The sequence below is a fragment of the Chromobacterium sp. genome, from assembly GCF_041912965.1.
In the GTDB taxonomy this organism is placed as follows: Bacteria; Pseudomonadota; Gammaproteobacteria; order Burkholderiales; family Chromobacteriaceae; genus Chromobacterium; species Chromobacterium aquaticum.
The window spans coordinates 166,610-191,077 of the sequence record NZ_JAYSGF010000003.1 but is presented as its reverse complement, the minus strand read 5'-3'; the positions used below and the strand labels follow the sequence as shown (position 1 = coordinate 191,077).

Sequence of the window (24,468 nt, the reverse complement as noted above, 5' to 3'; positions counted from 1 at the left end):
TGGTGGGGGGCCGGGGGGGGGGCTTCGGGGTTTTGGGGGGTTTTTTGGGGGGGCGCGGCTGCTACTAATTGCTGGGCTTCTATTTCTCCGGGCCGCAGCCGGCGCCGCCCTTCGCCAAATCGCTGGGCGACGGCCGGCGGCTGGACTGCGGCGACGAAGCGGCCGCCGCGTCCAAGCTGGTGTTGCTGGGTGAGCCGAGCGCGATCCAGGCCGCGTTGGCCGGCACGCTGGAACGCGACGGCTGCCAGGTGCTGGCCGCCAGCAGCGAAAGCGAGGCGCTGGCCTGGCTGGTGCGCCAGGATGCCGGCGCGGTGATCGCCGACATCCGCTCCGCGCAGATGGATGGCCTGGCCTTCCTGGACCGGGTCCGCGCCCAGCACCCGCATTGCGTGCGCATCGTGCTGACCGATCGCGCCGCGACGCCGGACGAGGCGGATCCGACGCGGCGCTAGCATTGCCAGCAATGGCATAAGCCGGTCAGATTGCCGGTGGAAATGCAACTTGGCGCGCAATTTTGAGTCAATCATCAGGCTAAAGTCATCATTTCTCGATGGTTGACGACCGCGCTTGGCCGTCAACCGGGCGCGGCGGGCCGGCGCCGGCGCGTCCAAGACGCTGAAGGTTTTTCCATGAACATTCCTCTGGGCATCATCGAAGGTTTTTACGGCAAACCCTGGAGCTGGGCGCAGCGGGCGCGCGTCGCCGCCATGCTGTCGGCGCACGGCTATCGCTTCTACCTCTACGCGCCCAAGGCGGACGCTTACCTGCGCCGCCAGTGGCAGCAGGACTACCCGCCGGAATGGGAGGCGCAACTCAGCGAGTTCGCCGCCCATTGCCAGCGCCACAGCGTCAGCTTCGGCATCGGGCTCAGCCCCTACCAGGCTTATCTGAATTTCGATGACGAGGCCAAGCGCGCGCTGACGCGCAAGCTGGCCCAGCTGCAGCGGCTGGGCATGCGCCAACTGGCCATCCTGTTCGACGATATGCGCGGCGACCTGCCCGACCTGGCCGAACGCCAGGCCGAGATCGTCGCCTGGGTCAGCCAGCGCTGCGAAGTGGAACGGCTGCTGGTCTGTCCCAGCTATTACTCCAGCGATCCGGTGCTGGACCGGGTGTTCGGCCAGCGTCCGGCCGGCTATCTGCAGCAACTGGGCCAGTGGCTGGCGCCGGACATCGACATCTTCTGGACCGGCGAGGAAGTCTGCTCCCGTGAAATCTCCCCCGGCCACCTGCTGCAAGTGGGCAAATGGCTGGGCCGCAAGCCGGTGCTGTGGGACAACTACCCGGTGAACGACGGCGCGCGCATGTCGCAATACCTGCATCTGCGCGGCTTCACCGGGCGGCCGGTGGCCAATGCCGAACTGCTGGCCGCGCATGGGGTGAACCCGGCGCTGCAAGCGGAACTCAGCCTGATTCCGGCGCTGACGCTGGCGGACAGCTACCGCTTGGGACCGCGTTATCAATACGGCGCCTCGATGCGCCGCGCCGCGCAGGCGGTGGCCGGCGAGGCGCTGGCCGACATGCTGTGGCACGATCTGCTGGCCTTGCAGGACATCGGCCTGGACCGCTTGGGCGAGCGCGCGGCCGAGCTGCGCGGCCGCTATGCGGCGCTGGAACACCCCTGCGCGCGCGAAGTGGTGGCCTGGCTGGATGGCGAGTATCGGATCAGCGAGCTTGAGGTGCAAACTCAGTAATGGCTACGCAGCGTTACATGCCTTTACAACTGACCCACAGACGGGGCCGTCCGGCGCGCCTAGGATACGCAGCAAGGAAACACCAAACCTGGCGTCACGGCAGCACAGAGCAGACGGACGCCCCCCTGACCCGACTGGAGAATGTCATCATGAAAAAACTGAGCCTGATCGCCCTGTCCGCCGTTTTCGCCCTGAGCTCCGCCGCCGGTTTCGCCGCCGAAGCCGCCAAGCCCGCTTCCGCGCCGGCCGCCAAGACCGCGCCGGCCGCCAAGAAAGCTCCGCACAAGGCAATGAAGAAGCACGCTTCCGGCGCCGCGCAGAAAGCCCAGGCCGCCAAGTCCGAAGCTTCCGCCCCGGCCAAGGCCGCCAAGAAAGCGGCTCCGCACAAGAAGCACGCGGTGAAGAAAACCCACAAGCAAGCCGCGTCCGCTCCGGCGCAAAAAGCCCAGGCCGCCAAGGCCGAAGCCTCCGCTCCGGCCAAGGCCGCGAAGAAGCCGGCGCAGCACAAGAAGCACGCCGTGAAGAAGTCTCACAAGAAGGCCGCGGCTTCCGCAGCCAAATAAACCGGAACAGTTAAGCCGGAAACGGTTAAACTGGATAACGGATAAGCAGGAAACAGTCAGCCGGATCACGGTCCGGCTGAACCAAAGAGGACGCGCACAGCGCGGCCCAAACGGGGACGAAGGGAGGCGATGCCTCCCTTTTTTGCGTCTTCAGTGCCGCCGTTGCGCGCGGCGCGCCTCCAGCCATGTGCGCAGGGTCTGCGCATCGTGCAACTGGTGCTGGCAGTCGAGATGACGATAAACCCGGACCCGGCGCGCGCCCAGCCACAGCATATGCTCCAGGTAGTTGAAGAAGCCCATCCAGTGGCCGCGCTGGCTGAGGTCGCTGAAGTCGATGTCGCGGGCGATGCGGCTGAGCAGGCCGGAGCCGACGTATTCCGGATTGTCCTTCAACCATTGCAGCAGATGGGCGGCGCATTCGCGGCCATAAGCGCGGGCAAGCGCGTGGTTTTCCGAGGCGGCGGGCATTTGCCAGTAATGAGGGTAGTCGCGGGAAGGCAGATAGCGGACGAAGGGGAGCAGGGCTTCCTGTTGTTCGCGGGCGGCCAGTTTGTAACGGCGGCGTGAGGGTAGGGTGTAAGACATGGTGTTTCTCCTGCTGTGACACAAGATAAACCACCTGCCGGGTGAGGCTGAGGTATGAGGCAGGCGCGTGGCAGGATTGGCGTACCGGAAACGATAAAACCGGCGAGCGCATAGCACTCTCCCACCACGAGCCTGCCCGTCAGGGCACTGCTATGGTGCGCGGCTGTAGGATCACAGCCGCTTTTTTATCGTTTAACGAGACGCCAATCCCGTGTGCCGCATGTGGGCGGCAACGTGGGGATTGTTGCCGAGAGCGGGGATGGGGTCAAGGTAACGCGGCGGCTTTAGCCGTAAGAGCCTGTTTACGCTCTGCTGCGCGTTGTGAGACATCACACGGTGAGTACGCCTTCGAAATGCTCATGTACCGCTTGTACATTCCGCTTTCTCAGCCATTTTCGCCTTGTCTCGCCTTAGCTCGCGAGATCGTAAACAGGTTCTTAGCCCGTGGCCGGCGTGGTGGTGGGCGCCTGGACGGTATTGAGCAGCGGCGCGCGCGGATCGGGGCGGTCCTGCCAGAAACGGCGTTCCAGTTCCGCCGCCGGCAGCGGCTTGCAGAACAGATAGCCTTGCAGGGTATCGCAGAACATATAGGTCAGCGCCGTGGCCTGCTCGTCGGTTTCCACGCCTTCCGCCACCACCTTGAGTTGCAGCGAATGAGCCAGCGCGATGATGGCCCCGGTCAGCGTCATTGCGTCCTGATCGTCCAGCATCGCGCGGACGAAGGACTGGTCGATTTTCAATTCCTGGGTGGGCAGCTTGGCCAGATAGGACAGCGAGGAATAACCGGTGCCGAAATCGTCGATGGCGATGCCCACTTGCATATCGCGGATGCGGCGCAGCGTTTCGCTGCAGGTGTCCAGATTGTCCAGCACCACGGTTTCGGTGATTTCGATGTCTATGCCCGGCGTGGCGGCGCCTTCGTTCAGCGCGCGCCGCAGCTGATCGGCGAAGTCCACTTGCCGCAATTGCAGCGGCGACACGTTGACCGCGATGCGCGGCGCCGGGTAGCCGGCTTCCAGCCAGCGCCGATGGTCGCGCGCCGCCTGCCCCAATGCCCAGGCGCCCACTTCCAGGATCAGGCCGGTTTCCTCCAGCAGCGGGATGAATTGCGCCGGCGACACCAGGCCGCGTTCCGGGCTTTGCCAGCGCAGCAGCGCTTCCACGCCGACGATCTGCCGCGATACCGCGTCCACCTTGGGCTGGTAGTAGAGCACGAATTCCTGACGTTCCAGCGCCAGGCGCAGCCGGTTTTCCAGCTCCAGCGTCACCGCGGTGCGCTCGCTCATTTCCTGGCGATAGAACAGGTAGCGCTCATTGGTGTTCTGCGCCAGCTTGAGCGCAGCTTCGGCGTTTTCCAGCAGGCTTTCCGCGTCGGCGCCGTCTTCCGGGTAGGTGGCGATGCCGAATTTGGCCGATACGCGCAATTGTTTGTCCAGGATGGCGATGGGCTGGATCACGCAGCGTTCCTGCAATTGCATCACCTGGCGCGCGATGTCTTCCTCGCTCTTGACCTCGGGGAAGATCAGCGCGAAGCGGTCTATCTTGACGCAGGCCAGCAGCCGGGCCTCCTCGGTGAAGGATTCCAGCCGCGCCGCCAGCAGGCGCAGCACTTGGTCGCCGGCCCAGCGGCCGTAGACATCGTTGATGGACTTGAAGTGCTCGATGTCGAGGAAGACCACCGCCAGGCGTCGCTGCTCGTGATGGTTGGCGCTGATCTGCTGCGCCAGGCGCTCGTGGAACAGGCTGCGGTTGGCCAGGCCGGTCAGTTCGTCGTAGTAGGACAGGAAATGCAGGCGTTCTTCTTTTTCGATGTGGTCCAGCGCATAGCTGATGTCGCCGGCCAGCTCGGCCAGCAATTGCATCTCTTCGTGGTCGAAGGCATTGCTTTCGCTGGAGCACAGGGCCAGCGAGGCGGCGCGCTGGCCCGGCAGCGGCAGCGGCAGGCAGGCCAGCGAACGGATGCCTTGCGCCAGCAATTGTTCACACGTCAGGTTGGGCAGCGGCGCGCCCAATTGATTGCAGACGATGTTGCCGCCGCTGGCGATGGCGGTGGCCGACACTTGCAGCAGCCCGTCGGGGTCCGGCGCCGGCTCGGTCTGGCCGTGCAGCGCGGCGAGGCGATGCTGTTCGTCGTCTTGTTCCAGCAGGCTGATCCAGGCCAGTTTGAACGCGCCGCTGTCCACGGCGATGCGGCAGGCCTCGCGGAACAGCTCCTGGCGTTCATGGCAGCGCACGATCAGCATATTGATGCCGCTGAGGATGGCGTAGACGCGGTTCAGCCTTTCTATGCGTTGGCGCAGCAGCGAATGCTGCAGGGTGATGGCCAGCTGCTGGGCGAAGGCGCGCGCGATTTCCTGGTGTTCGAAGCCATTGTTGGCCACGGTCAGGAACGCCAGGTTCAGCGAGCCCAGCAATTGGCCTTCCGCCATCAGCGGCAGCCGCAGATAGGCGCGCACGCCGTGGCTGCGCAGCCATTTGACCAGCGCCGGCGGCTGCGTCAGCGTGGTGATGTCATGGATGCTGCTGGGCTGGCCGCGCTTGAGCAGTTCCAGATCGTTGAGGCCGTAGCTGGAGAAGGGGAAGCGGCTGTCGGGCGGGATTTCGTCCTTGGCCTCGCATTCCAGCGCCAGGAACACGGTTTCCTCGCGCCGCCAGTCGAACATCGTCGCCGATGCGCCCCAGAACGGCACCAGCTGCGCCAGCATGCGCAGCGCTTCCTGCGCGGTCTGTTGCGGGCTGGCGGCGGAAAGCAGGGTCAGTCCCATGTCGCGCAGCGATTCCAGTTGCTGAGTATGGCGTTGCAGCGCCTGTTCGGTTTTCAGGCGCTCGCTGATATCGCGCATGATGGCGGTGTAATACTTGCGGCCGGCCACTTCCAGCTGCGACACCGAGGCCTCGGCGCTGAATTCGCTGCCATCGGCGCGGCGGCCGCGCACGCCGCCGGCCGGCGCCAGGCTGCGGCTGACCTGGCCGCTGTTGCCGAAGCCCTGGATCAATTGCGCGTGGCCGGCGCGCAGCGCATCCGGCACCAGCAGATTGACCGGCTGGCCCAGTACTTGCTCGGCGCTATAGCCGAAAGCCTGTTCCGCCGCCGGGTTGAATTGGATGATGTTCAGGTCGGCGTCTATGGTGACGATGGCGTCCATCGCGGTGTCGATGATGCCGGCGCGCTGCATTTCGCTGAGGCGGACCGCGGCGACATGGGCTTGCAACTGGTCCAGCATCTGGTTGAACTGGCGCGACACCGCGCGTAATTCCTGCGGCCCCAGTTCCGGCGCGCGCGCCTGCGCGTCGCCGTCGGCCACCGCTTGCGCGGTTTCGGCCAAACGGCGCGCCGGCCGGGTCAGCGCGCGGCTGAAGCCCTGTGCCAACAGGCTGCACAGCAGCAGGGTGAGGAGGCCGCTGGCCGCGCCCCAGCGCAGGCGGCTGTAGTAGGGCGCGAAGACGTCATGCTCCGGCAGCGCGGCCACGATCAGCCAGTCGGCCTGGGAAAATTTGCGATAGGAGTACAGCCGCGATACGCCGTCGCGGCTGACGCCCAATTCAAAGCCGGAGGCATTGGCGCGGATGCGCGCCATGGTTTGGGCAACGTGGACCGCGCTTTTGCCGTGCCAGAGCGTGGGGTCGGGATAGCGCAGCAGGAAGGCCGCCTGCGAACTCAATACCGCGATGGTCAGCTTGCGATCCAGCGCCGGGGGCAGCACCTGGGCCTGCAGCGCCAGCAAGTCCAGTTGCAGCGTCAGCAGGCCGATGGGCCGGCCTTGCTCGTCGCGAATCGGAAAGCTGGGCATCACTACCCAGCGATGGGTGGCTGGCTCCTGCAAGGGTTCGCTCAGCATCAAGCCGGGCGCGGCCAGCGCGCGCTGGAACCAGCCGGCCTTGGTCGGCGGTTCCCTGGCCGCGGGATTGGACGCATGGCTGCAGACTTGCAGTCCGGTGGCGGTGCTGAGCGTCAGATTGGTGACGGAGGGGAAGCTCAGCGCGATGTCGCGGAACGCGATGGCGCATTCGTCGAAGTCGAAGCGGCGCACCGGCGAGCGCTGGCTCAGCTGCGCCAGCAGTCGTTCCAGTTCCGCTATCTTGCTGGCCAGCGTCTGATCCACCTGGTCGGCCAGCACGCGGGTCTGTTCCTGGGCGGCGTCACGCATGTCGCGGGCCGATTCGTAGGCGCCGATGCCGATCAGCACCACCGCCGGCAGCAGGCAGGCCAGCGCGAACAGCAGCAACTGGGCGCGCAGGCCCAGTCCGCTGACGGCGGACAGAGTGCGGGTGAGACCTGCGCGCATGTGGCGGCTACTCTCCGGAGGCGGGGGATACTCAGAAATTAGTTGCTGCGCTCCGGCGCGGCAAGGCATAGACAGGGGCGATACGCGGCGGCAGAGAGGGGCCGGCGGCGGACATGCCTTGCAAGCCTTGTCTGGCAAGGCTTGCAAGGGGATGCCGGCTCGGCTAAGTGCTTCCACTTAGTGCCGCTGTATGTAGCGTGGATTCCGCCTGGCGGGGCGGGATTTAGAGGGTGTTTACGCTCTCGCGAGCTAAGGCGAGACAAGGCGAAAACAGTTGAGAAAGCGGAATGTACGCGTGGTACATGAGCATTTCGAAGCGGTACTCACCGTGTCACGCTTCACGACGCGCAGCAGATCGTAAACAGGTTCTTAGAGGAACATGCCGCCGGAGGCTTCCACCCGCTGGCCGTTGACCCAGGCGGCGCCGTCGCTGAGCAGGGTGGCGATGGCGCCGCCGATGTCGTCGGGCCGGCCGACGCGGCCCAGCGCGGTCTGCGCGGCGATGTGGGCGTTGACCTGTTCGTTGTCGCGCACCAGGCCGCCGCCGAAATCGGTTTCAATCGCGCCGGGGGCGATGACGTTGACCGCGATGCCGCGCGGCCCCAGTTCCTTGGCCAGGTAGCGGGTCAGCACTTCGACGCCGCCCTTCATCGCCGCGTAGGCGGCGTAGCCGGGCAGGGCGAAGCGGGTCAGGCCGGTGGAGACATTGAGAATGCGGCCGCCGTCGGCGATCAGCGGCAGCAGCGCCTGGGTCAGGAAGAACGGGCCTTTGAGCTGGATGTTCATCAGTTGGTCGAACTGTGCCTCGCTGGTGTCGGCGAAGGCGGCGTGGATGCCGATGCCGGCGTTATTGACCAGGAAGTCGAAGTCGGCGCGCTGCCATTGTTCGGCCAGCGTCTGGCGCAATTGAGCGGCAAAGGCGGCGAAGCCGGCGCTCTGACTGACGTCCAGCGCCAGCGCGGCGGCTTGGCCGCCCAGCGCCTGGATCTCGGCGACCACCGCCTCGGCGTCGGCGGCGCGGCTCTGGTAGGTGATGACCACGTCCACGCCCTGGCGCGCCAGGTGCAGGGCCGCGCTTTTGCCCAGGCCGCGGCTGCCGCCGGTGATGACTGCGATCTTCTTGCTCATGGGAATCTCCTGTGTGGGGCGGGTGCAGGCTTGGACCCGATGAGCTCAGTTTATTGTATGGTTTTTGATAAACAAATATCGTTTATTTAATTATAGTGTTCGTATCAATATAACAATTGAGCGGCGGACATGAATAAGCTGGAAGCGATGCAGATTTTTGTGCGGGTGGCCGAGCTGTCCAGCTTCACCCAGGCGGCGGACAGCCTGGGCCTGCCCAAGGCCAGCATCTCGGTGGCGGTCAAACAGACCGAGGCCTGGCTGGGCGCGCGCCTGCTGCACCGGACCACGCGCAAGGTGCAAATGACCCAGGACGGCCAAGCTTTCTACGAGCGCTGCAAGGATGTGCTGGCGGACATGGACGAGCTGCAAAGCATGTTCCAGCGCGGCGAGGAGGCGTTGGGCGGGCGGCTGAGGGTGGACATGCCCAGCGGCGTGGCGCGCTATCAGGTCTTGCCGCGGCTGGACGAATTTCTGCAGCGTCACCCGCGGCTGGAACTGGAACTGAGCAGCACCGACCGCAAGGTGGATATCGTGCGCGAGGGCTTTGATTGCGTGCTGCGGGTAGGGGGGCTCAACGATTCCAGCCTGGTGGCGCGGCCGCTGGGGCGCTTCCGCCAGCTCAATTGCGCCAGCCCGGCCTATCTGGCGCGCTACGGCGCGCCCGCCAGCCTGGACGATCTGGCGCGGCACCGGCTGGTGCATTATGTGTCCACCCTGGGCGCGCGTCCGGCCGGCTGGGAGTGTCATGACGGCAGCGGCAGCCGCTGGCTGAGCATGGCCGGCAGCGTCATCGTCAACAATGCCGATGCCTACCAGGCCGCCTGCCTGGCCGGCTTGGGCCTGATCCAGGCGCCGGAGTCCGGCGTGCGCCATCTGCTGGATAGCGGCGAGCTAGTGGAGGTGCTGCCGCAGCATCGCGCCGCGCCGATGCCGGTGACGCTGTTGTACGCGCATCGCCGCAATTTGCCGCGCCGGGCGCAAGCATTCATGGATTGGCTGGCCGAGGTGCTGGCGCCGCATCTGGCGTGAATTGGGCGCAAACATGGCGGTCCGGGGCCAAGCTGCCCTATCATGAGGGCTGTGCAACCGTCTTGCTTCGTCATATCCCCACCATGATTGTTAGACCCACTACTTCTTGGCTGCGCCTGTTGTTCGTCTGGCACGGCTCGGTGCTGCCGCGCATCATGCCGCGCCTGCTGTTGGTTTTCCTCATTTCCATCGTCACCGCCGCGGTGCGCGGCTGGTGGCTGAGCGAGCACGCGGATTCCGCGCTCAGCATTCCCGCCTTCACGCTGATGGGGGTGTCGCTGGCCATCTTCCTGGGTTTTCGCAACTCGGTCAGTTATGAGCGCTTCTGGGAGGCGCGCAAGCTGTGGGGCAGCCTGTTGATCGTCAATCGTTCACTGGCGCGGCAGGCGTTGTCGCTGGCGCCGGACAACGCCGACGCGCAGCGGCTGATAGATGGCTGTTGCGCCTTCGCCTACGCGCTGAAGGCGCAGCTGCGCGGCGATGACGCCGACGCCCATCTGCGCCGGCTGCTGCCGGAGGAAATACTGTCCAAGGCGCTGGCTGCGCGCTTCAAGCCGGCGCTGATCCTGGCCTGGCTGGGGCAGCTGACCGCGCGCATGCGCCGCGACGGCGCGCTGAACGACATGCAATGGCATGCGCTGGACCGCAACCTGAATTCGCTGTCGGAAGTGCTGGGCGGCTGCGAGCGCATCGCCTCCACGCCGATTCCCTTCACTTACCGGGTGCTGCTCAACCGCACCGTCACCGTTTACAGCCTGCTGCTGCCGGCCGGCCTGGTCACCAGCATAGGCTGGTTGACGCCGGCGATCGCGGTGTTCATCGCCTACACCTATCTGGCGCTGGAGGTGATAGGCGAGGAGTTGGAGGAGCCGTTTGGCAAGGAGGGCAACGATTTGCCGCTGTCCGCGCTTTGCCACGGCATCGAGGCCTCGCTGCGTGAAATGCAGGGCGAGACGGTGGACGCGCCGACGCCGGCGCCGCAGGGGATTTATCTGTATTGAGCCATTGAGCAGCAGATCGTAAACAGGCTCTTAGAACCTGTTCAAAGTCTGCTGCGCTTCGGCGGGATGGATAGAAATGGGCGTTGAAACCGGCTTCGAAATGCTCATGTACCACTTGTACATTCCGCTTTCTCAGCGGTTTTCGCCTTGTCTCGCTCTTGCTCGCGAGACTGTGAACAGGTTCTTACAGCGCGGCCAGCTCGTCTAGACGGATGACGCGGGCTATCGTCGCCAGCTGGCGCATTGAAACCTGGTGTTCTTCCTCGCTGGCGGCGGCGCAGCCGTCTTCCAGCACCAGCACTTGGTAGTCGCGGTCGTGAGCGTCGCGCGCGGCGGCCTGCACCGCCCAGGTGCTGCTGACGCCGGCCAGGATCAGGCGCTCGATGCGATGGGCGCGCAGCACCGCTTCCAGCGAGGTGGCGTAGAAGGCGCTGACGCGCGGCTTGATCACGATGGCGTCTTCCGGTCTTACGTCCAGCTCCGGGTGGAAGGCGGTGCCGGGGCCGGACAGGTCCAGCGCGCCGAATTCGTGAGCGCGGCCGAACAGCGGCGAGTGCTTCGGCTGGTCGACATAGGACGGCGCGAAGCCCACTTTCACTTGCGCCACCAGCCAGCCGCGGCGGCGCGCCTCGGCGATGGCCTGGTTGGCGGCGGCGATGACGCCGCGCTGGCTGGCGTGTTCGGCGCAGCGCGCCACCTTGCCGCCGGCCACCATGATGTCGTGAATGTAATCCAATCCGACACTGTGTTTCTGAGGGGGTGGGGTGCGGGGGTTTTGGGGGTAGTGTTCCGCGGGGGGGGGGGCTGGCCCCGCCCCCCGCGGCGGCTTATTGCGGTTTCATGCAGTTGCTCATCCAGCGGATGCCGAAGCGGTCCACCAGCATGCCGAAGCGCGCGCCCCAGAAGGCTTCCTTCAAGGGCTCGGTGATCTGGCCGCCTTGGGCCAGGGCCTGGAAGATCGCGGTCTGTTCCGCTTCATCGTCCAGCGCGATATTGAGAGTGATGTTCTCTCCGTGTTGCGGGATGCGGCCCGGCATGCCGTCTGAGGCCATGAAATGAACGCCGCCAGCCTTGAATTCGGCGTGCAATATCTTGTCCTTCGCTTCTTCCGGGCTGGGAAAGTCGGCGTCGCCAAAGCGCATCATGGCGACGACTTCGCCATTGAAGCACTGACAGTAGAAGGCCAGCGCTTGTTCGCATTGGCCGTGGAAGTTGATATAGGGTATCAGCGTTTTCATCGGAAGCTCCTGGGTGGGGCAAGGAGAGAAGGCGCGCGCCGGCTTCACGCCGGCAGGCATAGCCGCAGCGCGTCGCGGATCGCGTCCACCGATGCCGGCCGCGTCAGGCGGGCGGCTTCCTGGCCATGTTTCAGAAAAATCAGCGTGGGCCAGAGCTTGACGCGGTAGCTGCGTCCCAGCCGGCGGCCCGGCCCGTCCTCGATCTGCAGGTGACGGACCGCGCCGGCATCGGCCAGCGCCTGCTGGATCAACTCCTGAGCCGCCTGGCAGTGTCCGCACCAGGGCGCGCCGAATTCCAGCAGGGTAACGCCGGGCTGGGCGTCCAGTTCGGCGCGTTCCGGCGCGGGGTCGCGGTAAAGCTCGGGCATGGCAGGGAAACCGGGGCAAGGGTGGACTTTCAATATGCCAAAGCGATCGCGGTTTCGCCAGCGTCTTATTTGACCGGACGCCGGCGGCCGGGCTTGCCAAAAGCGGGTAAAACCGCGACGATGCAGGCCCACATCAGCCATGGCCAGGTTTTTACATCATGAAATCGCGCAACGCTTCCGGCGGCCTGGTGTATTCCACCGAATTTGGCCGCATGTGCCCGCAATGCCGGCAACCGTCAAGCCAGTGCCAATGCGCGTCGGTCGCGGCCATACCGGTCGGCGACGGCGTGGTGCGGGTGCAAAGGGAAACCAAGGGCCGCAACGGCAAGGCGGTGACCGTGGTCAAGGGCGCGCCGTTGGGCGCGCTGGAGTTGGCGCAATTGGGCAAGCAATTGAAAAACGCCTGCGGCAGCGGTGGCACGGTCAAGGACGGTGTAATTGAAATCCAGGGCGATCATTGCGATCAAGTCATCGCCATCCTCGCGCAGCGCGGCTGGGTGGTGAAGCGCGCCGGCGGCTAGGCCGGCGTCCACGCCTTGCAAGCCGGCCGGTTCGCGGCCGTCATTTCCTACAGTCTTGCCTTTTTAATTGTTTGGCATTTTTTGCCGGCAATTATCTTTTTGGCAATGCCGGTGTTTTAGGAAATTTCTTATATTCGCGCTCATAACAGCTCCAATACGATATTCAAATGGATATCAAACGTTTGGTGCTTCGGCCATGGTCAATTCTACAGCCGGCGGTTTCCAGCATGGCATGGCTATTGGCTGGGGCGCTGCTGCTGTGCGCAATATTCATTTCAATTATTCATTTGTATGTCCAGTTCAATCGCCTGGTCGCGGAGCACCGCATTGCCATCAGCGAAACGGCCTATACCGCTAAGGCGGTTCTTAATCTTCGTGAAGAATTCCTGAAACATGTGGCCGGGCCGGTATTGATCGGCCCGCCGCGTCGCGACGCCACCATGCAGGGTGGGGAACCGGTTTACCGTGAGCTCAAGCCCGGCTTCTTCCTGGCTTTGTCGCCAGCGGATCTGCGCCAGGCAAGGCGCCTGCATGTGAATCTGCTCTTCATGCTGGGCCGCGAGCAATTGACGGTCCGTCGGCTGGAAAGTGGATTTCCGGCTGAGACGCCGGTGCCGGAGCGGGTGCAGCGCCAACTGCGGGAGCGCACCGAATGCATGGAGGCGTGCGAGCCGGCGTGGCTGTCCGACCGGAGAGACCCGCTGCGCCGCATGTATATGGCACTGCCGGTGTTGCGGACCGTCGAATTGGACAAGGGCGAACAGGCTTGGCTGGCGTTGGAGTTTCAGCCGGCGGAGTTGCTGGCTAGCCAGGCCGCCAGCGGCTACGAATTCACGCTGAGCGACGCCGCAACCGGGATGGAGATTTCCGCCCCGGCGGCGCGCGATCAGGCACCCGGCTGGCAAGGCTGGCTGGGTGCTATCTTGCCCGGCGGCGGCGTGCAGGCGCTGTTCGCGCTGGAGTCGGGATGGACGCTGAGCTATCGCTATCCGGCGGCGGCGCTGCTGGGCGAAATGCGCGGCGCGGCGCTGAACAGCCTGTTGCTGCTGGGCTGCACGTTCTTGCTGCTGGCCTTGTGTGGCTTGTGTCTGCTGCGTCGTTTCGTGTTGCCGGCCCAGCGTAGGCTGCGGCAGCAGGCTGATAGCGAAGCCTTCCTGCGTTCGGTGTTCGATGCCGCGCCGGTTGCCCTGTGCGCGCTGCGGCGGCGCGATGGCCAGATGGTGCTGGAAAACCAACTCGCCCGCGACTGGTTACCCGCTGCCAAGCCGAACTGGAAATCGGCGGAGTGGGTGGAGCGGGTCTACCCGCGCGCGCGGCCGCTGCCGGCAGGCGGTGTTGGCGAAGAACTGCTCACCGTGGACGGCCGTCATTTGTTCGCCAGCCTGGTGCCCAGCCGCTACCGAGGCGAGGAAGTGCTGCTGTGCGCGCTCAGCGATATCAGCCTGCGCAAGCAGGCGGAGCAGGAACTGGAGCGTGCCAAGCAGCTGGCCGATGCCGCCAATGAGGCCAAGACCGCCTTCCTGGCCATCATGAGCCATGAAATCCGCACCCCCTTGTATGGCGTGTTCGGCAACCTGGAATTGCTTAAGCACAGCGCTCTTGATCCGCAGCAGCAAGGCTATGTGCAGGCCATTCAGAATTCTTCCGCCACGCTGCTGGGTCTGATCAACGATGTGCTGGACGTTTCCCGGATAGAAGCCGGTCAACTGCGGCTGGAGGCGGAGCCTTTCAGCCTGTTCGACCTGGTGCACGAGACGGTGCACGGCTATGCCGCCTCGGCGCTGAGCAAGGGTTTGTGGATCTATGCCTGCGTGGATCCTCGGTTTTGCCTGCCGGTGCGGGGCGATCCGCACAAAGTGCGCCAGATTCTGAACAATCTGCTCAGCAATGCGGTGAAGTTCACCGACAGCGGTCGCATCGTGGTGCGTTGCAGCGTCTTCAACGGAGAGAATGACGCCGGCTGGGCGGCGATACAGGTGGCCGATACCGGCGTCGGCATTGCCGCGGCGGATCAGGCCAGCCTGTTTCAACCGTTTTTCCAGGCGGGCGAAGGGCGCGGCAAGGCTGGCGGCGCGGGACTGGGCCTGCCGATCTGCCTGCAACTGGCGGTGCTGATGGGAGGGGATATCGATGTGGTCAGCGAACCCGGCCTTGGCAGCAGTTTTACCCTGCGCCTGCCGCTGAGCCCGGAAGCGGGTGCCGTCGCGCCGCTGCTGGCGCGGCGTTTGATCCATGTTTGCGCGCCGGTGCGGGAACTGGCGGACAGCCTGAGCGATTGGCTGAATGCGCTGGGCGCCCAGGCCGCCGTGTGCTCGGCGGAGGAGTTGCCGCGCGATGGCTGCTGCGTGGAAGTGTGCCTGGACGGCGGCCCGAGGCGGCGCGCCAACTGGCCGGGCGCGCGGGTGTGGCGCGGCGGCGAAGCGGCGCGCGCCGCCGCCGTCTGGGTTTCGCTGTACGAGCCGGCGGCCATTCTCCATGCCATCGTCGCCGAGTTGGACGGGCTGGCGGCGCGCGCTCCGCCAGCCTGGGACGCCGCGATGCCGGGCCGGCTGGAGCTGCGGGTGCTGGCGGTGGAAGACAATGAGGTCAATCGGCAGACCCTGAGACAGCAGCTGGAAATGCTGGGCTGCCGGGTGCGGCTGGCGGCGGATGGCATGGATGCCTTGCAGCAATGGAACGCGCGCGACTTCGACGTGGTGCTGACCGATATCAATATGCCGCGGATGGACGGGCTGCGGCTGACACGGGCCATCCATGAGCGGGAGCCGGGGTTTCCGGTGGTGGGCACCACGGCCAGCAATCTGCCGCAAGACCATAATCAGGCGCGCGCGGCTGGCATGGCGGCGGTGATCGTCAAACCGGTGGACTTGGCCGGCCTGTTTCAATGCCTGGGTGCATTGGAGCGCAGCACGACGCGCGGTGATCTATCGCAGCCTGCCAATTGAGGGCGGCCTGTTGTCATGACGGCCGGTATGGGCGGACGCGTCTGCGAGAAGAAATGAAGCGATGGCAAAACAGATGCGTTCCATCGACACGCTGACCCGCTTGTCCTGGCAGCTGAACGCGGGTCTGATCCTGGGTCTACTCCTGATCTGGAGCGCGCTGGCGGCCAGCTATTGGATGGCTGAGCTATGGCTGGACGAAAAACAGAACAATGCGCAGCGGCATTTCGATTGCATAAGCGGGGTGATCCGCGAGCAAGAGATCTTCCTCAGCCGTGGCGCGCGGCGTAATCCGGCGATCCCCGGCGTGAATTGGTCGGCGTTGTCGGGAGAGGGCGCGCGTTTTGACGACTACCTGGTGCAGGAGGGCCGCGGCTCGCCGTATGCGATGGCTTTCAGCATCGGCTATCCGCAGGGCTACCCACCGGCGCGGCGGGACGCGCTGGCGGCTTTGGGCGCGATGGGCGCGGATTATTTCAGCGCTTATTGGGCCTTGGCCAAGAGCGCCGCGCCGCAGACCTTCTTGCTGGCGCTGAATGAGGAAGCGGCGCTGGCGGTGCCGGCGGCCGGCCGGCTGGAGGGGGCAACGGCGCTGACGCCAGCTGATTTCCGGACCAAGGCGGCTGGCCTGCGCCGGCTGGCAAGGCAGGCCGCGCTGGCGGGCGACGGCAAGCTGCGCTGGGCCGCGGGCCGCGACGCGCCGGAACTGGGGGACTCCCTCATCGTCGCCTTGGTCCCGGCTTTTGTCGACGCGCGCTTTCGCGAACTGGAGCCGGTACTGGCGGTGTCCCTGCTGGATCCGGAGCGCGACTGCGCGGCGGAGGCGCCGGAGCTGCGTGGCTTCGATACTGTCAGCCTGATCGCGCCGGATGGCCGCGCGCTGCTGGGCGCCGTTGCGCCGGCCGGTTTGCGCGCGGGCCTGAATTTCAGCCGCCAAGGGCTGCTGTTTTACTTTCCGCCTGGGAAGGGGCAGGGCTGGTCCGCGCTTTACCGTGTGGATTACCGGCGTTTGCCGGCGACGGATCTATGGGCGCTGGCTCTGCCTTTCGGCGCGCTGCTGCTGGCCCTGGCCGGGGTGTGGGCGGCGCGCTGGCATCGCCAGCGGGTGTTGGCGCCGGCCTTGGCGCTGGCCGAGGGGGAGGCGTTCTATCGCACGCTGACACAGCGCGCGCCGCTGGCGCTGCTGGCCTTGGACGCGCAGCTGAGGCCCTTGCTGGAGAACGCGCTGGCGGCGGCGTGGTTCGAGCGCGAGCGCGACTATCCGCAGCTGGCGGCATTTTGGGACGAGGCGGCGGCCGCGGACGAGGCCGGCGGGCTCTCCGTCTGCCTGAGGTTGGGAGGCCGCTATTTGCAGGCCAGGCTGGCGCCGGCGCGTTACCGCGGCGTCGCCGTCATATTGTGTGTCTGCAGCGATGTTTCGGCGGAGCGGTTCCGCGTGATGGCGCGTCAAGCCGCCCGCAGGCAGGCGCGGCGCGCGAGCCGGGCGCGCTCCGGCTTTCTTGGCCTGATGCGCGCCCAGATCCGCGCGCCCTTGCATGGGGTGCTGGGCGCGTTGGAGTTGCTGCAGCAATCGCCGCTGAACCCGCGTCAGCGCGCCAGTCTCGATACCTTGCAGCAAGCCTCCGCGCGATTGCGGCAGGTGATAGGGCTGGCATTGGACCTCTACGGCATGGAGGCTGGCCTGGCGCAGCGTGAAGAGGTGGAATTCTCGCCCTTGCAACTGGCAGAGGCGGCGGTGCGGGCCGCGGCGGAGCAGGCCAGACGCAAGGGTTTGCGCTTGTATGTTTGCGTTGCCGTCCAGGCGCCGGAGCGAGTGCGCGGCGATGCGCGGAGCATTCGCAAAATACTGGATCAGCTACTGGATAACGGTATTCAGTTCACCGAGTCGGGTTGGGTGATTTTGCGAGTGAACGCTGTGAGGCGCGGGCAGGGGGAGGTGGAACTGGAGTGGCAGGTGGCGGATACCGGCGTCGGTATGGACCAGCGGCGTCAGCGCTTGCTGTTTGCTCCGTTTTCTGCTGACACAGCCGGTCTCGGCCTGCCAAGCTGCATGCAGCTCAGCCGGCTGCTGGGCGCGACATTGCGCGTGGTCAGCGAACCCGGCCTGGGCAGCAGCTTCAGCTTGAAGCTGTCGATGGATGTGACCGCGGCGACGGAGCCGACGCCGCACCCGGCGCTGGAACGGGCCGAGGTGCTGTTGCGCTCGCGGCAGCGGGAACTGGGCGAGAACTTGATGGAACGGCTGCGGCGGCAGGGCGCCGGCGCGCGCTGGTTCGACGCCGCCGCGCCGCCGGCGGGCACCGGCGTCGTGGTGCTGGACCTGGACCCGGTGGATCAAAGGCCACCGTCAGGCGGCGTCCGTGTATTGGCGGTGCCTGGCGGGCCGTCGCCGGCGCAGGCGCGGCTTGACGGCTGGCTGGTGGACATCCACGACGTGCAGGCGATGCTGCTGGCGGTGAGTCTGGCGCGGCAAGGGTTGCCCGGCCGGGGAGAAGAAGCGCCGCCGCCGGTTTTTCCGCGAGGATTAAAAGTGCTGGCGGCGGCGAACAAGCCCTTGAACCGCCAACTGCTGCGGCAGCAGCTGGAACAGCTGGGCTGCGAGGTCTGCATGGTGGACAACGCTCAGCAGCTGCTCCAGCACCGGCTGCTATCGGGCTGTGATCTATTGATCCGCGACGCGGACCGGCCGGCGGAGGACGCGCATCAGTTGGCGCGCGCCTTGCGCGAGCGGGGCGCGCGAGCGCCCATCGTCGTGCTGGCCGCCAGGCCTGATTGCGGCGTGACGTCCGGCGATATCGACGCCTGGCTGGCCAAGCCGGTGCGACTGGATGAACTGCGCGCCATCCTGGGTCGCCTGCTGGCGGCCGCTGCCGTGCCGCCGCAGGACGAGGCCGCGGTGCCCGCCGAGATGCGCGCGCTGTTTCTGCAAATCATGGGCAGCGACCTCGTGGCTTTGCGCCAGGCATTGGCGGCGGGTAAGGTGCGCGATGTCGCCGCGCTGCTGCATCGCATGAGCGGCGCGTTGGCGGTGGTGAGCGCCACGCGCCTGGTGCGCGACCTTCAGGCCTTGGAAACGGACCTGGCGGAGACGCTGGATTTGGAGGCGGAGCGGGCCAGGATAGAGGCGGCGGGCGAGCGCATCGCCGCCATCATGCGCCGTGCCGCCGGAGACTAGGCATGCGCCGGCGCCGAGCGCCAAAGAATTGCAAACCATGGGCAGGGAAAAGTATGAACAAGCTATCCGTATTGATTACCGATGATCATCCCATCGTGCTGATGGGCATACGTGGCATGGTGGAGAGCACCAGCCAGTTCGAGGTGGCCGGCACCGCGCACAGCGCCACCGAACTGATCGAGATGCTGACCCGGATGCAGCAGAGTTCGGTGCTGCCGCCCATCGTGGTGACCGACTACAATATGCCCGGCGACGAAACCCACGGCGATGGCATCAAACTCATAGGCTATCTGCTGCGGCGCTTCGCCAGCGTCAAGCTGCTGATCTACACCATGGTGTCCAATCCATTGATCATTGCCAGCCTGTACGACCTGGGCGTGGCCGGCGTGGTGCAGAAAACCCAGCCTTTGACCGAACTGCGCAAGGCGCTGGAATGCGTGGCGGGCGGGCGGATTTACCGGCCGGGGCTGCGCGCGACGCCGGACGCGGCGGACAAGATCAGCAGCAAGGTGGAGAGGTTGTCGGCGCGCGAGTTCGAGGTGCTGCGTCACTTCGTCGCCGGCATGTCGATGGGAGAGATCGCCAAGATGCTCAACCGCAGCGTCAAGACCATCAGCGCGCAAAAAGTGGCCGGCATGGGCAAACTGGGCGCCAGGACCGACCAGGAACTGGTGGCCCTGTGCGTGGAGCTTGGCTTGTTCCAATAAGACCCGCTAACAAAGCCACTGATCCTGCGTTGCGCTACTGTACTGCCTGCGTCGGCGCGCCTTGGCTCAGCTACGCTGCGCGGGCGGCCCTAGGCGTTGTCCGCGGCCATGAAAAAGGCCTGCGGCGCGCCGCAGGCCTGTGTGAGTGCCGAAAGCCGGCGCTCGGATCGTAAACAGGTTCTCAGAACGGAATATCGTCGTCCATATCGTCCAGCTGCTTCGGCGCCGGGCGCTGTTCCTGGCGGCGCGGCGCGGGCGGGGCTTCCTGGCGCGGGGCCGGCGCGTTGTAGCCGTAGCCGTCGTCCATGCCGCCGCCGCTCATGCCGCCGCCGGAACCGCCCATTTCATTGCGGCCGCCTTGCAGGCTGAGTTCGTTGACGCGCACGTCCGGGGACAGGCGCTTATTGCCTTCCTTGTCCTGCCATTCGCGCAGGGTCAGTTGACCGTAAACGGTCACCTGCTGGCCCTTGGCCAGGTAGTTCTTCAGCGATTCACCGCGCTTGCCCCATACCTGGCAGCTAAACCAGTTGGTGCTCTTGCGCTCGCCAAAGCCGATGTCGCTGGCTACGCGGAACGACAGTACCGGCTCACCGCTGGGGGTGTAGCGCAGTTCGGCGTCGGCGGCCAGACGGCCGTCAAAGGTGATGCTGTTCATCGATGTCTCCGAATAAAAATCTAAATATCTGGCCTGTTGCCGCGACGTGGCGGCGTTTCTTGGAGCCGTTGCTCAGAAAGTGGCCCCGATCAGGCCTTGCACCGCCGCTTCGTCCCATTGCTGTTGGGATACCTTGAGGTAGGCGACGCGGTCTGCCAGCACCACCACGGCTTCATGCACGCCGGCCACGGCGGCCAATTGCCGGGATAAGTCGCCGGCATCGCCGCGCCAATCCTCGCCGATGTGGAACATCACCGAGCGCACCGGCATCGGCGGACGCATGGCCAGCGACCACAGCAGCCAGCTTAGCATCAGCAGGCTGGTGAAGCCGAACACGCCGGTCGGGCCAAAGCGGGTGTACAACCAACCGCCTAGGGCCGCGCCCAGGAACAGGCCAAGGGATTGGGCGGTATTATACACGCCAATCGCGGTTCCCTTGGCATCCGCCGGCGCGATCTTGGAAATCAAGGACGGCAGCGTGGCTTCCAGAATATTGAAGGCGATGAAATACAGGCCCAGCCAGCTGACGATCTGCCAGAAGCTGTCCAGCGCCATCGCCATGCCCAGCTGGGCGGCGGCCATCAGCGCGATGGCGCCGACGAACACCTGCTTGAGCCGCGCCTTTTTCTCGCCGTAGATGATGGCCGGCACCATCAGCAGGAAGCCTATCACCGTCACCGGCAGATACACCTGCCAGTGCTGGGTCTTGTCCAGGTGGGCGGTCTTGATCAGCGCGAAGGGGATGGTGACGAACATCGCCATCTGGGCCGCGTGCAAGGCGAAGATGCCGTAATTGAGCTGCAGCAGCTGCGGGTCTTTCAGCACCGCCGGCAGCCGCTTGGCATTGGCCTCGGTGTCGGAGTGGAAACGGGAACTGACCGGGTCCGGGATGATCAGCCACACGCCTATCAACGCCGCCAGCGACAGCGCGCCGGTGAGCGCGAAAATGCCGTTGACGCCGATGTACTTGGCCAGCAGCGGCCCCAGCACCAGGCTGGCGGCGAAAGTGGTGCCGATGGACATGCCTATCATCGCCATCGCCTTGGTGCGGTTCTCCTCGCGGGTCAGGTCCGCCAGCAGCGCGGTGATGGCGGCGGAAATGGCGCCGGCGCCCTGGATCACCCGGCCCACGGTCAGGGTGGCGATGTCGTGCGCGCCGGCGGCGACGAAGCTGCCCAGCGCGAATAGCAGCAAGCCGCCGTAAATCACCTTCTTGCGGCCTATCTTGTCGGACAGCATGCCCAGCGGCAGCTGCAACAAGGCCTGGGTCAGGCCGTAACTGCCCAGCGCGATGCCGATCAGGGTATGGTTTTGCGCGCCGTCCAGGGTCTGGGCGTAGAGGGCGAATACCGGCAGGATCAGGAACATGCCCAGCATGCGCAGGGCGTAGATGCCGGAAAGGCCAAGGCTGGCCCGGAGTTCTGTTGCGTTCATTCTTGTGTGCGTCGTTTGCGTTGCTGACGGGCGGCGGCCGCGATGGCCGCGCCCAATGGTTCTAGTAACGACTCGGCGTCGTTCCGGATGACGCCGCGTGTAAAGACTGGTGGAGTCAGACTTGCCAAGTCAGGTATATTAACAGGTTCCCTGACCGACGGTGAGTAACGGCTCCAATATGGACAGCATTCGCATTCGCGGCGCACGCACGCACAATCTGAAGAACATCAACCTGGACTTGCCCCGCCACCAGCTGATCGTGATTACCGGCCTGTCGGGCTCTGGCAAATCCTCGCTGGCCTTCGACACCCTGTACGCGGAAGGGCAGCGCCGCTATGTGGAAAGCCTGTCCGCCTATGCGCGCCAGTTTCTGCAACTGATGGAAAAGCCGGACGTGGACCTGATAGAAGGCCTGTCGCCGGCGATCTCCATTGAGCAGAAAGCCACCAGCCACAACCCGCGCTCCACCGTGGGCACCGTCACCGAAATCCACGACTATCTGCGCCTGCTGTACGCGCGCGTGGGCGAGCCGCATTGCCCGGAGCACGGCGTGCCGCTGTCCTCGCAAACCGTCAGCCAGATGGTGGATCACGTGCTGGCGCTGCCGGAAGAGAGCCGGGTGATGATCCTGGCGCCGGTCATCGTCGGTCGCAAGGGCGAGAACCTGGATCTGTTCGAAGACCTGCGCGCCCAGGGCTTTGTGCGGGTGCGCGTGGACGGCGAAGTATTTGAAATCGACGCCGTGCCCAAGCTGGACAAGAACAAGAAGCACACCATCGAGGTGGTGATAGACCGCCTGAAAGTGCGCGCGGACATGAAGCAGCGGCTGGCGGAAAGCTTTGAAACCGCGCTGCGCCACGCCGAGGGCCGCGCCATCGCCGTGGAAATGGACAGCGCCAAGGAACACTGGTTTTCCGCCAAGTTCGCCTGCCCGGTGTGCTCCTACAGCCTGCCGGAGCTGGAGCCTCGGCTGTTCTCCTTCAACAACCCGATGGGCGCCTGCCCCAAGTGCGACGGCCTGGGCGAAATCACCTTCTTCGACCCGCGCCGCGTGGTGGCGCATCCGGAACTGAGCCTGGCCGCCGGCGCGATCAAGGGCTGGGACAAGCGCAACCAGTTCTACTTCCAGATGCTGATGGCGCTGGGCGAGCATTACGGCTTCTCCGTGGCCGAGCTCGCCTTCGAGGACCTACCGGAAAAAGTGCGCAATGTGGTGCTGCACGGCTCCGGTCGCGACAGCATCGAATTCAGCTATATGTCGGAGAAGGGCACCAAGTTCAGCCGCGCGCATCCGTTCGAGGGCATCATCCCCAATCTGGAGCGCCGCTATCGCGAAACCGACTCCTCCGCGGTGCGCGAGGAACTGGCCAAGTACCAGAACAACCAGCCCTGCCCGCACTGCCAGGGCTCGCGGCTGCGCCTGGAGGCGCGCCACGTCTTCGTTGGCGAGAAAACCCTGTACGAGATCAACCAGATGCCGTTGAAGGAGACCGCGCTCTTCTTCGCCCAACTGGCCTTCAGCGGCCAGAAACAGGCGGTGGCGGAAAAAATCGTCAAGGAAATCAGCGAGCGGGTGTCCTTCCTCAATAATGTGGGCCTGGACTACCTCAACCTGTCCCGCTCCGCCGACACCCTGTCCGGCGGCGAGGCGCAGCGCATCCGCCTGGCCAGCCAGATCGGCTCCGGCCTGACCGGCGTGATGTATGTGCTGGACGAGCCGTCCATCGGCCTGCACCAGCGCGACAACGACCGCCTGCTGGCCACGCTGATGCGGCTGCGGGACCTGGGCAATAGCGTGATCGTGGTCGAGCACGACGAAGACGCCATCCGCGCCGCGGATTACCTGGTGGACATGGGCCCGGGCGCCGGTGAGCATGGCGGCGAAGTGCTGGTGGCCGGCACCCCGGACGAAGTGGCCGCCTGCGCCGGCTCCATCACCGGCGACTTCCTGTCCGGCCGCCGTCGCATCGCGCTGGGCGGCGAGCGCCGCGAAGTGGACCCGGAGCGCATGCTGCGCCTGATAGGCGCCAGCGGCAACAACCTCAAGAACGTCACGCTGGAGCTGCCGCTGGGCATGCTGGTATGCATCACCGGCGTGTCCGGCTCCGGCAAATCCACGCTGATCAACGATACCCTGTACAAGATCACCGCGCGCGAGCTCAACGGCGCCAGCGAAGAACCGGCGGCCTACCAGGACATCCAGGGTCTGAAGCAGCTGGACAAGGTGATCAACGTCGATCAAAGCCCGATCGGCCGCACCCCGCGTTCCAACCCGGCCACCTATACCGGCCTGTTCACGCCCATCCGCGAGCTGTTCGCCGGCGTGCCGCTGTCGCGCGAGCGCGGCTACGGCCCGGGCCGCTTCTCCTTCAACGTCAAGGGCGGCCGTTGCGAAGCCTGCCAGGGCGACGGCATGATCAAGGTGGAAATGCACTTCCTGCCCGATGTCTACGTGCCCTGCGACGTGTGCCACGGCAAGCGCTACAACCGCGAAACGCTGGAAGTGCAATACAAGGGCAAGAGCATCCACGAAGTGCTGGAAATGACCGTGGAACAGGCGCTGGAATTCTTCAGCGTGGTGCCCACCGTGGCGCGCAAGCTGCGCACCCTGATGGACGTGGGCCTGGGCTATATCCGCCTGGGGCAGAGCGCCACCACCCTGTCCGGCGGCGAGGCCCAGCGCGTCAAGCTGGGGCTGGAACTGTCCAAGCGCGACACCGGCCGCACTCTGTACATTCTGGACGAGCCCACCACCGGCCTGCATTTCCATGACATCGACCTGCTGCTGCAAGTGCTGCATCGGTTGCGCGAAAGCGGCAATACCGTGGTGGTGATCGAGCATAATCTGGACGTGGTCAAGACCGCGGACTGGCTGATCGACCTGGGGCCTGAAGGCGGCGCCGGCGGTGGCCAGATCATCGCCACCGGCACGCCGGAACAAGTGGCGGCCAATCCGGTCAGCCATACCGGGCGCTATCTGCAGCCTTTGTTGCAGCGCGAGCGCCCGTGATGGCAATCAAGTACAATGCGCGGATAGGCTGCTTGCTGTTATAAAGAATGACCGGTGGCGGCAAGGGGTAGAGGGGGCGCCGCCCGGCAGGACGGCCCGCCGCCCCGCGCCGTCGCATCAAAAACAATAGAG

Annotated in this window: 19 protein-coding genes; 10 read left to right on the top strand and 9 right to left on the bottom strand. The window is 65.4% G+C overall.

The features are described 5' to 3' along the window. Window positions 1-68: 68 nt before the first annotated feature. The 3 genes from ACE3QM_RS02895 (at window position 69) to ACE3QM_RS02885 (ending at window position 2,257) form a co-directional block, all read left to right on the top strand. A complete protein-coding gene (locus ACE3QM_RS02895) occupies window positions 69-452 on the top strand; it encodes a response regulator (RefSeq protein ID WP_374420097.1) in 384 nt (127 codons plus the stop codon). Between the two features lie 177 nt (window positions 453-629). After that, window positions 630-1,694: a beta-N-acetylglucosaminidase domain-containing protein gene (locus ACE3QM_RS02890; RefSeq protein ID WP_374420095.1), complete on the top strand. Its 1,065-nt coding sequence runs from the start codon at window positions 630-632 to the stop codon at window positions 1,692-1,694. Between the two features lie 149 nt (window positions 1,695-1,843). After that, a complete protein-coding gene (locus ACE3QM_RS02885; protein ID WP_048407895.1) occupies window positions 1,844-2,257 on the top strand; it encodes a hypothetical protein in 414 nt (137 codons plus the stop codon). 150 nt (window positions 2,258-2,407) lie between these two features. Here ACE3QM_RS02885 and ACE3QM_RS02880 read toward each other — a convergent pair whose 3' ends face one another. The 3 genes from ACE3QM_RS02880 to ACE3QM_RS02870 all read right to left on the bottom strand — a co-directional run bounded on the left by ACE3QM_RS02880 (window position 2,408) and on the right by ACE3QM_RS02870 (window position 8,256). Next, window positions 2,408-2,842, bottom strand: a complete 435-nt coding sequence (locus ACE3QM_RS02880; RefSeq protein ID WP_048407896.1) for a hypothetical protein — start codon at window positions 2,840-2,842, stop codon at window positions 2,408-2,410. A gap of 437 nt (window positions 2,843-3,279) precedes the next feature. Then, window positions 3,280-7,128 carry an EAL domain-containing protein gene (locus tag ACE3QM_RS02875; protein WP_374420092.1) on the bottom strand — a complete coding sequence of 1,283 codons (3,849 nt, stop codon included), beginning with the start codon at window positions 7,126-7,128 and terminating at the stop codon, window positions 3,280-3,282. A gap of 369 nt (window positions 7,129-7,497) precedes the next feature. Further along, window positions 7,498-8,256: an SDR family NAD(P)-dependent oxidoreductase gene (locus tag ACE3QM_RS02870; protein ID WP_231464948.1), complete on the bottom strand. Its 759-nt coding sequence runs from the start codon at window positions 8,254-8,256 to the stop codon at window positions 7,498-7,500. A 129-nt stretch (window positions 8,257-8,385) separates the two neighbouring features. Between ACE3QM_RS02870 and ACE3QM_RS02865 the strand changes: the two genes are divergently transcribed. Then, window positions 8,386-9,285, top strand: a complete 900-nt coding sequence (locus tag ACE3QM_RS02865) for a LysR family transcriptional regulator (protein WP_374420091.1) — start codon at window positions 8,386-8,388, stop codon at window positions 9,283-9,285. An 83-nt stretch (window positions 9,286-9,368) separates the two neighbouring features. Continuing rightward, the gene (locus ACE3QM_RS02860; RefSeq protein WP_048411407.1) at window positions 9,369-10,286 is read left to right on the top strand and encodes a bestrophin family protein; all 918 of its coding nucleotides are present in this window, start codon (window positions 9,369-9,371) and stop codon (window positions 10,284-10,286) included. Window positions 10,287-10,470: 184 nt separating this feature from the next. Here ACE3QM_RS02860 and ACE3QM_RS02855 read toward each other — a convergent pair whose 3' ends face one another. From ACE3QM_RS02855 to ACE3QM_RS02845, 3 genes are all read right to left on the bottom strand, one after another. Continuing rightward, window positions 10,471-11,022: a cysteine hydrolase family protein gene (locus ACE3QM_RS02855; RefSeq protein WP_374420088.1), complete on the bottom strand. Its 552-nt coding sequence runs from the start codon at window positions 11,020-11,022 to the stop codon at window positions 10,471-10,473. A 91-nt stretch (window positions 11,023-11,113) separates the two neighbouring features. Continuing rightward, entirely contained in the window at window positions 11,114-11,524 is a 411-nt protein-coding gene (locus tag ACE3QM_RS02850; RefSeq protein WP_231464944.1) for a VOC family protein, read from the bottom strand. Between the two features lie 44 nt (window positions 11,525-11,568). Beyond that, window positions 11,569-11,892, bottom strand: a complete 324-nt coding sequence (locus ACE3QM_RS02845) for a thioredoxin family protein (protein WP_231464942.1) — start codon at window positions 11,890-11,892, stop codon at window positions 11,569-11,571. Window positions 11,893-12,050: 158 nt separating this feature from the next. Here ACE3QM_RS02845 and ACE3QM_RS02840 point away from each other — a divergent pair, with 158 nt between their 5' ends. After that, a complete protein-coding gene (locus ACE3QM_RS02840) occupies window positions 12,051-12,413 on the top strand; it encodes a translation initiation factor Sui1 (RefSeq protein ID WP_231464940.1) in 363 nt (120 codons plus the stop codon). 275 nt (window positions 12,414-12,688) lie between these two features. Here ACE3QM_RS02840 and ACE3QM_RS02835 read toward each other — a convergent pair whose 3' ends face one another. Further along, window positions 12,689-12,946: a hypothetical protein gene (locus ACE3QM_RS02835; RefSeq protein WP_231464937.1), complete on the bottom strand. Its 258-nt coding sequence runs from the start codon at window positions 12,944-12,946 to the stop codon at window positions 12,689-12,691. Here ACE3QM_RS02835 and ACE3QM_RS02830 point away from each other — a divergent pair, their 5' ends adjacent. From ACE3QM_RS02830 to ACE3QM_RS02820, 3 genes are all read left to right on the top strand, one after another. Beyond that, complete coding sequence (locus tag ACE3QM_RS02830; RefSeq protein ID WP_374420083.1) at window positions 12,947-15,358, top strand: response regulator; 2,412 nt, start codon at window positions 12,947-12,949, stop codon at window positions 15,356-15,358. Between the two features lie 61 nt (window positions 15,359-15,419). After that, entirely contained in the window at window positions 15,420-18,530 is a 3,111-nt protein-coding gene (locus ACE3QM_RS02825; protein ID WP_374420081.1) for an ATP-binding protein, read from the top strand. 53 nt (window positions 18,531-18,583) lie between these two features. Continuing rightward, entirely contained in the window at window positions 18,584-19,237 is a 654-nt protein-coding gene (locus tag ACE3QM_RS02820) for a response regulator (protein ID WP_231460923.1), read from the top strand. A gap of 181 nt (window positions 19,238-19,418) precedes the next feature. Here ACE3QM_RS02820 and ACE3QM_RS02815 read toward each other — a convergent pair whose 3' ends face one another. Both ACE3QM_RS02815 and ACE3QM_RS02810 read right to left on the bottom strand, forming a co-directional pair. Beyond that, on the bottom strand, window positions 19,419-19,892 hold the full coding sequence (locus ACE3QM_RS02815; protein WP_107800189.1) for a single-stranded DNA-binding protein: 474 nt from the start codon (window positions 19,890-19,892) through the stop codon (window positions 19,419-19,421). A gap of 72 nt (window positions 19,893-19,964) precedes the next feature. After that, window positions 19,965-21,326, bottom strand: coding sequence for an MFS transporter (locus ACE3QM_RS02810; protein ID WP_048409717.1), 1,362 nt, complete (start codon window positions 21,324-21,326; stop codon window positions 19,965-19,967). 178 nt (window positions 21,327-21,504) lie between these two features. Between ACE3QM_RS02810 and uvrA the strand changes: the two genes are divergently transcribed. Next, window positions 21,505-24,336: an excinuclease ABC subunit UvrA gene (gene uvrA / locus ACE3QM_RS02805; RefSeq protein WP_231460924.1), complete on the top strand. Its 2,832-nt coding sequence runs from the start codon at window positions 21,505-21,507 to the stop codon at window positions 24,334-24,336. The last annotated feature ends 132 nt before the right edge of the window (window positions 24,337-24,468 follow it).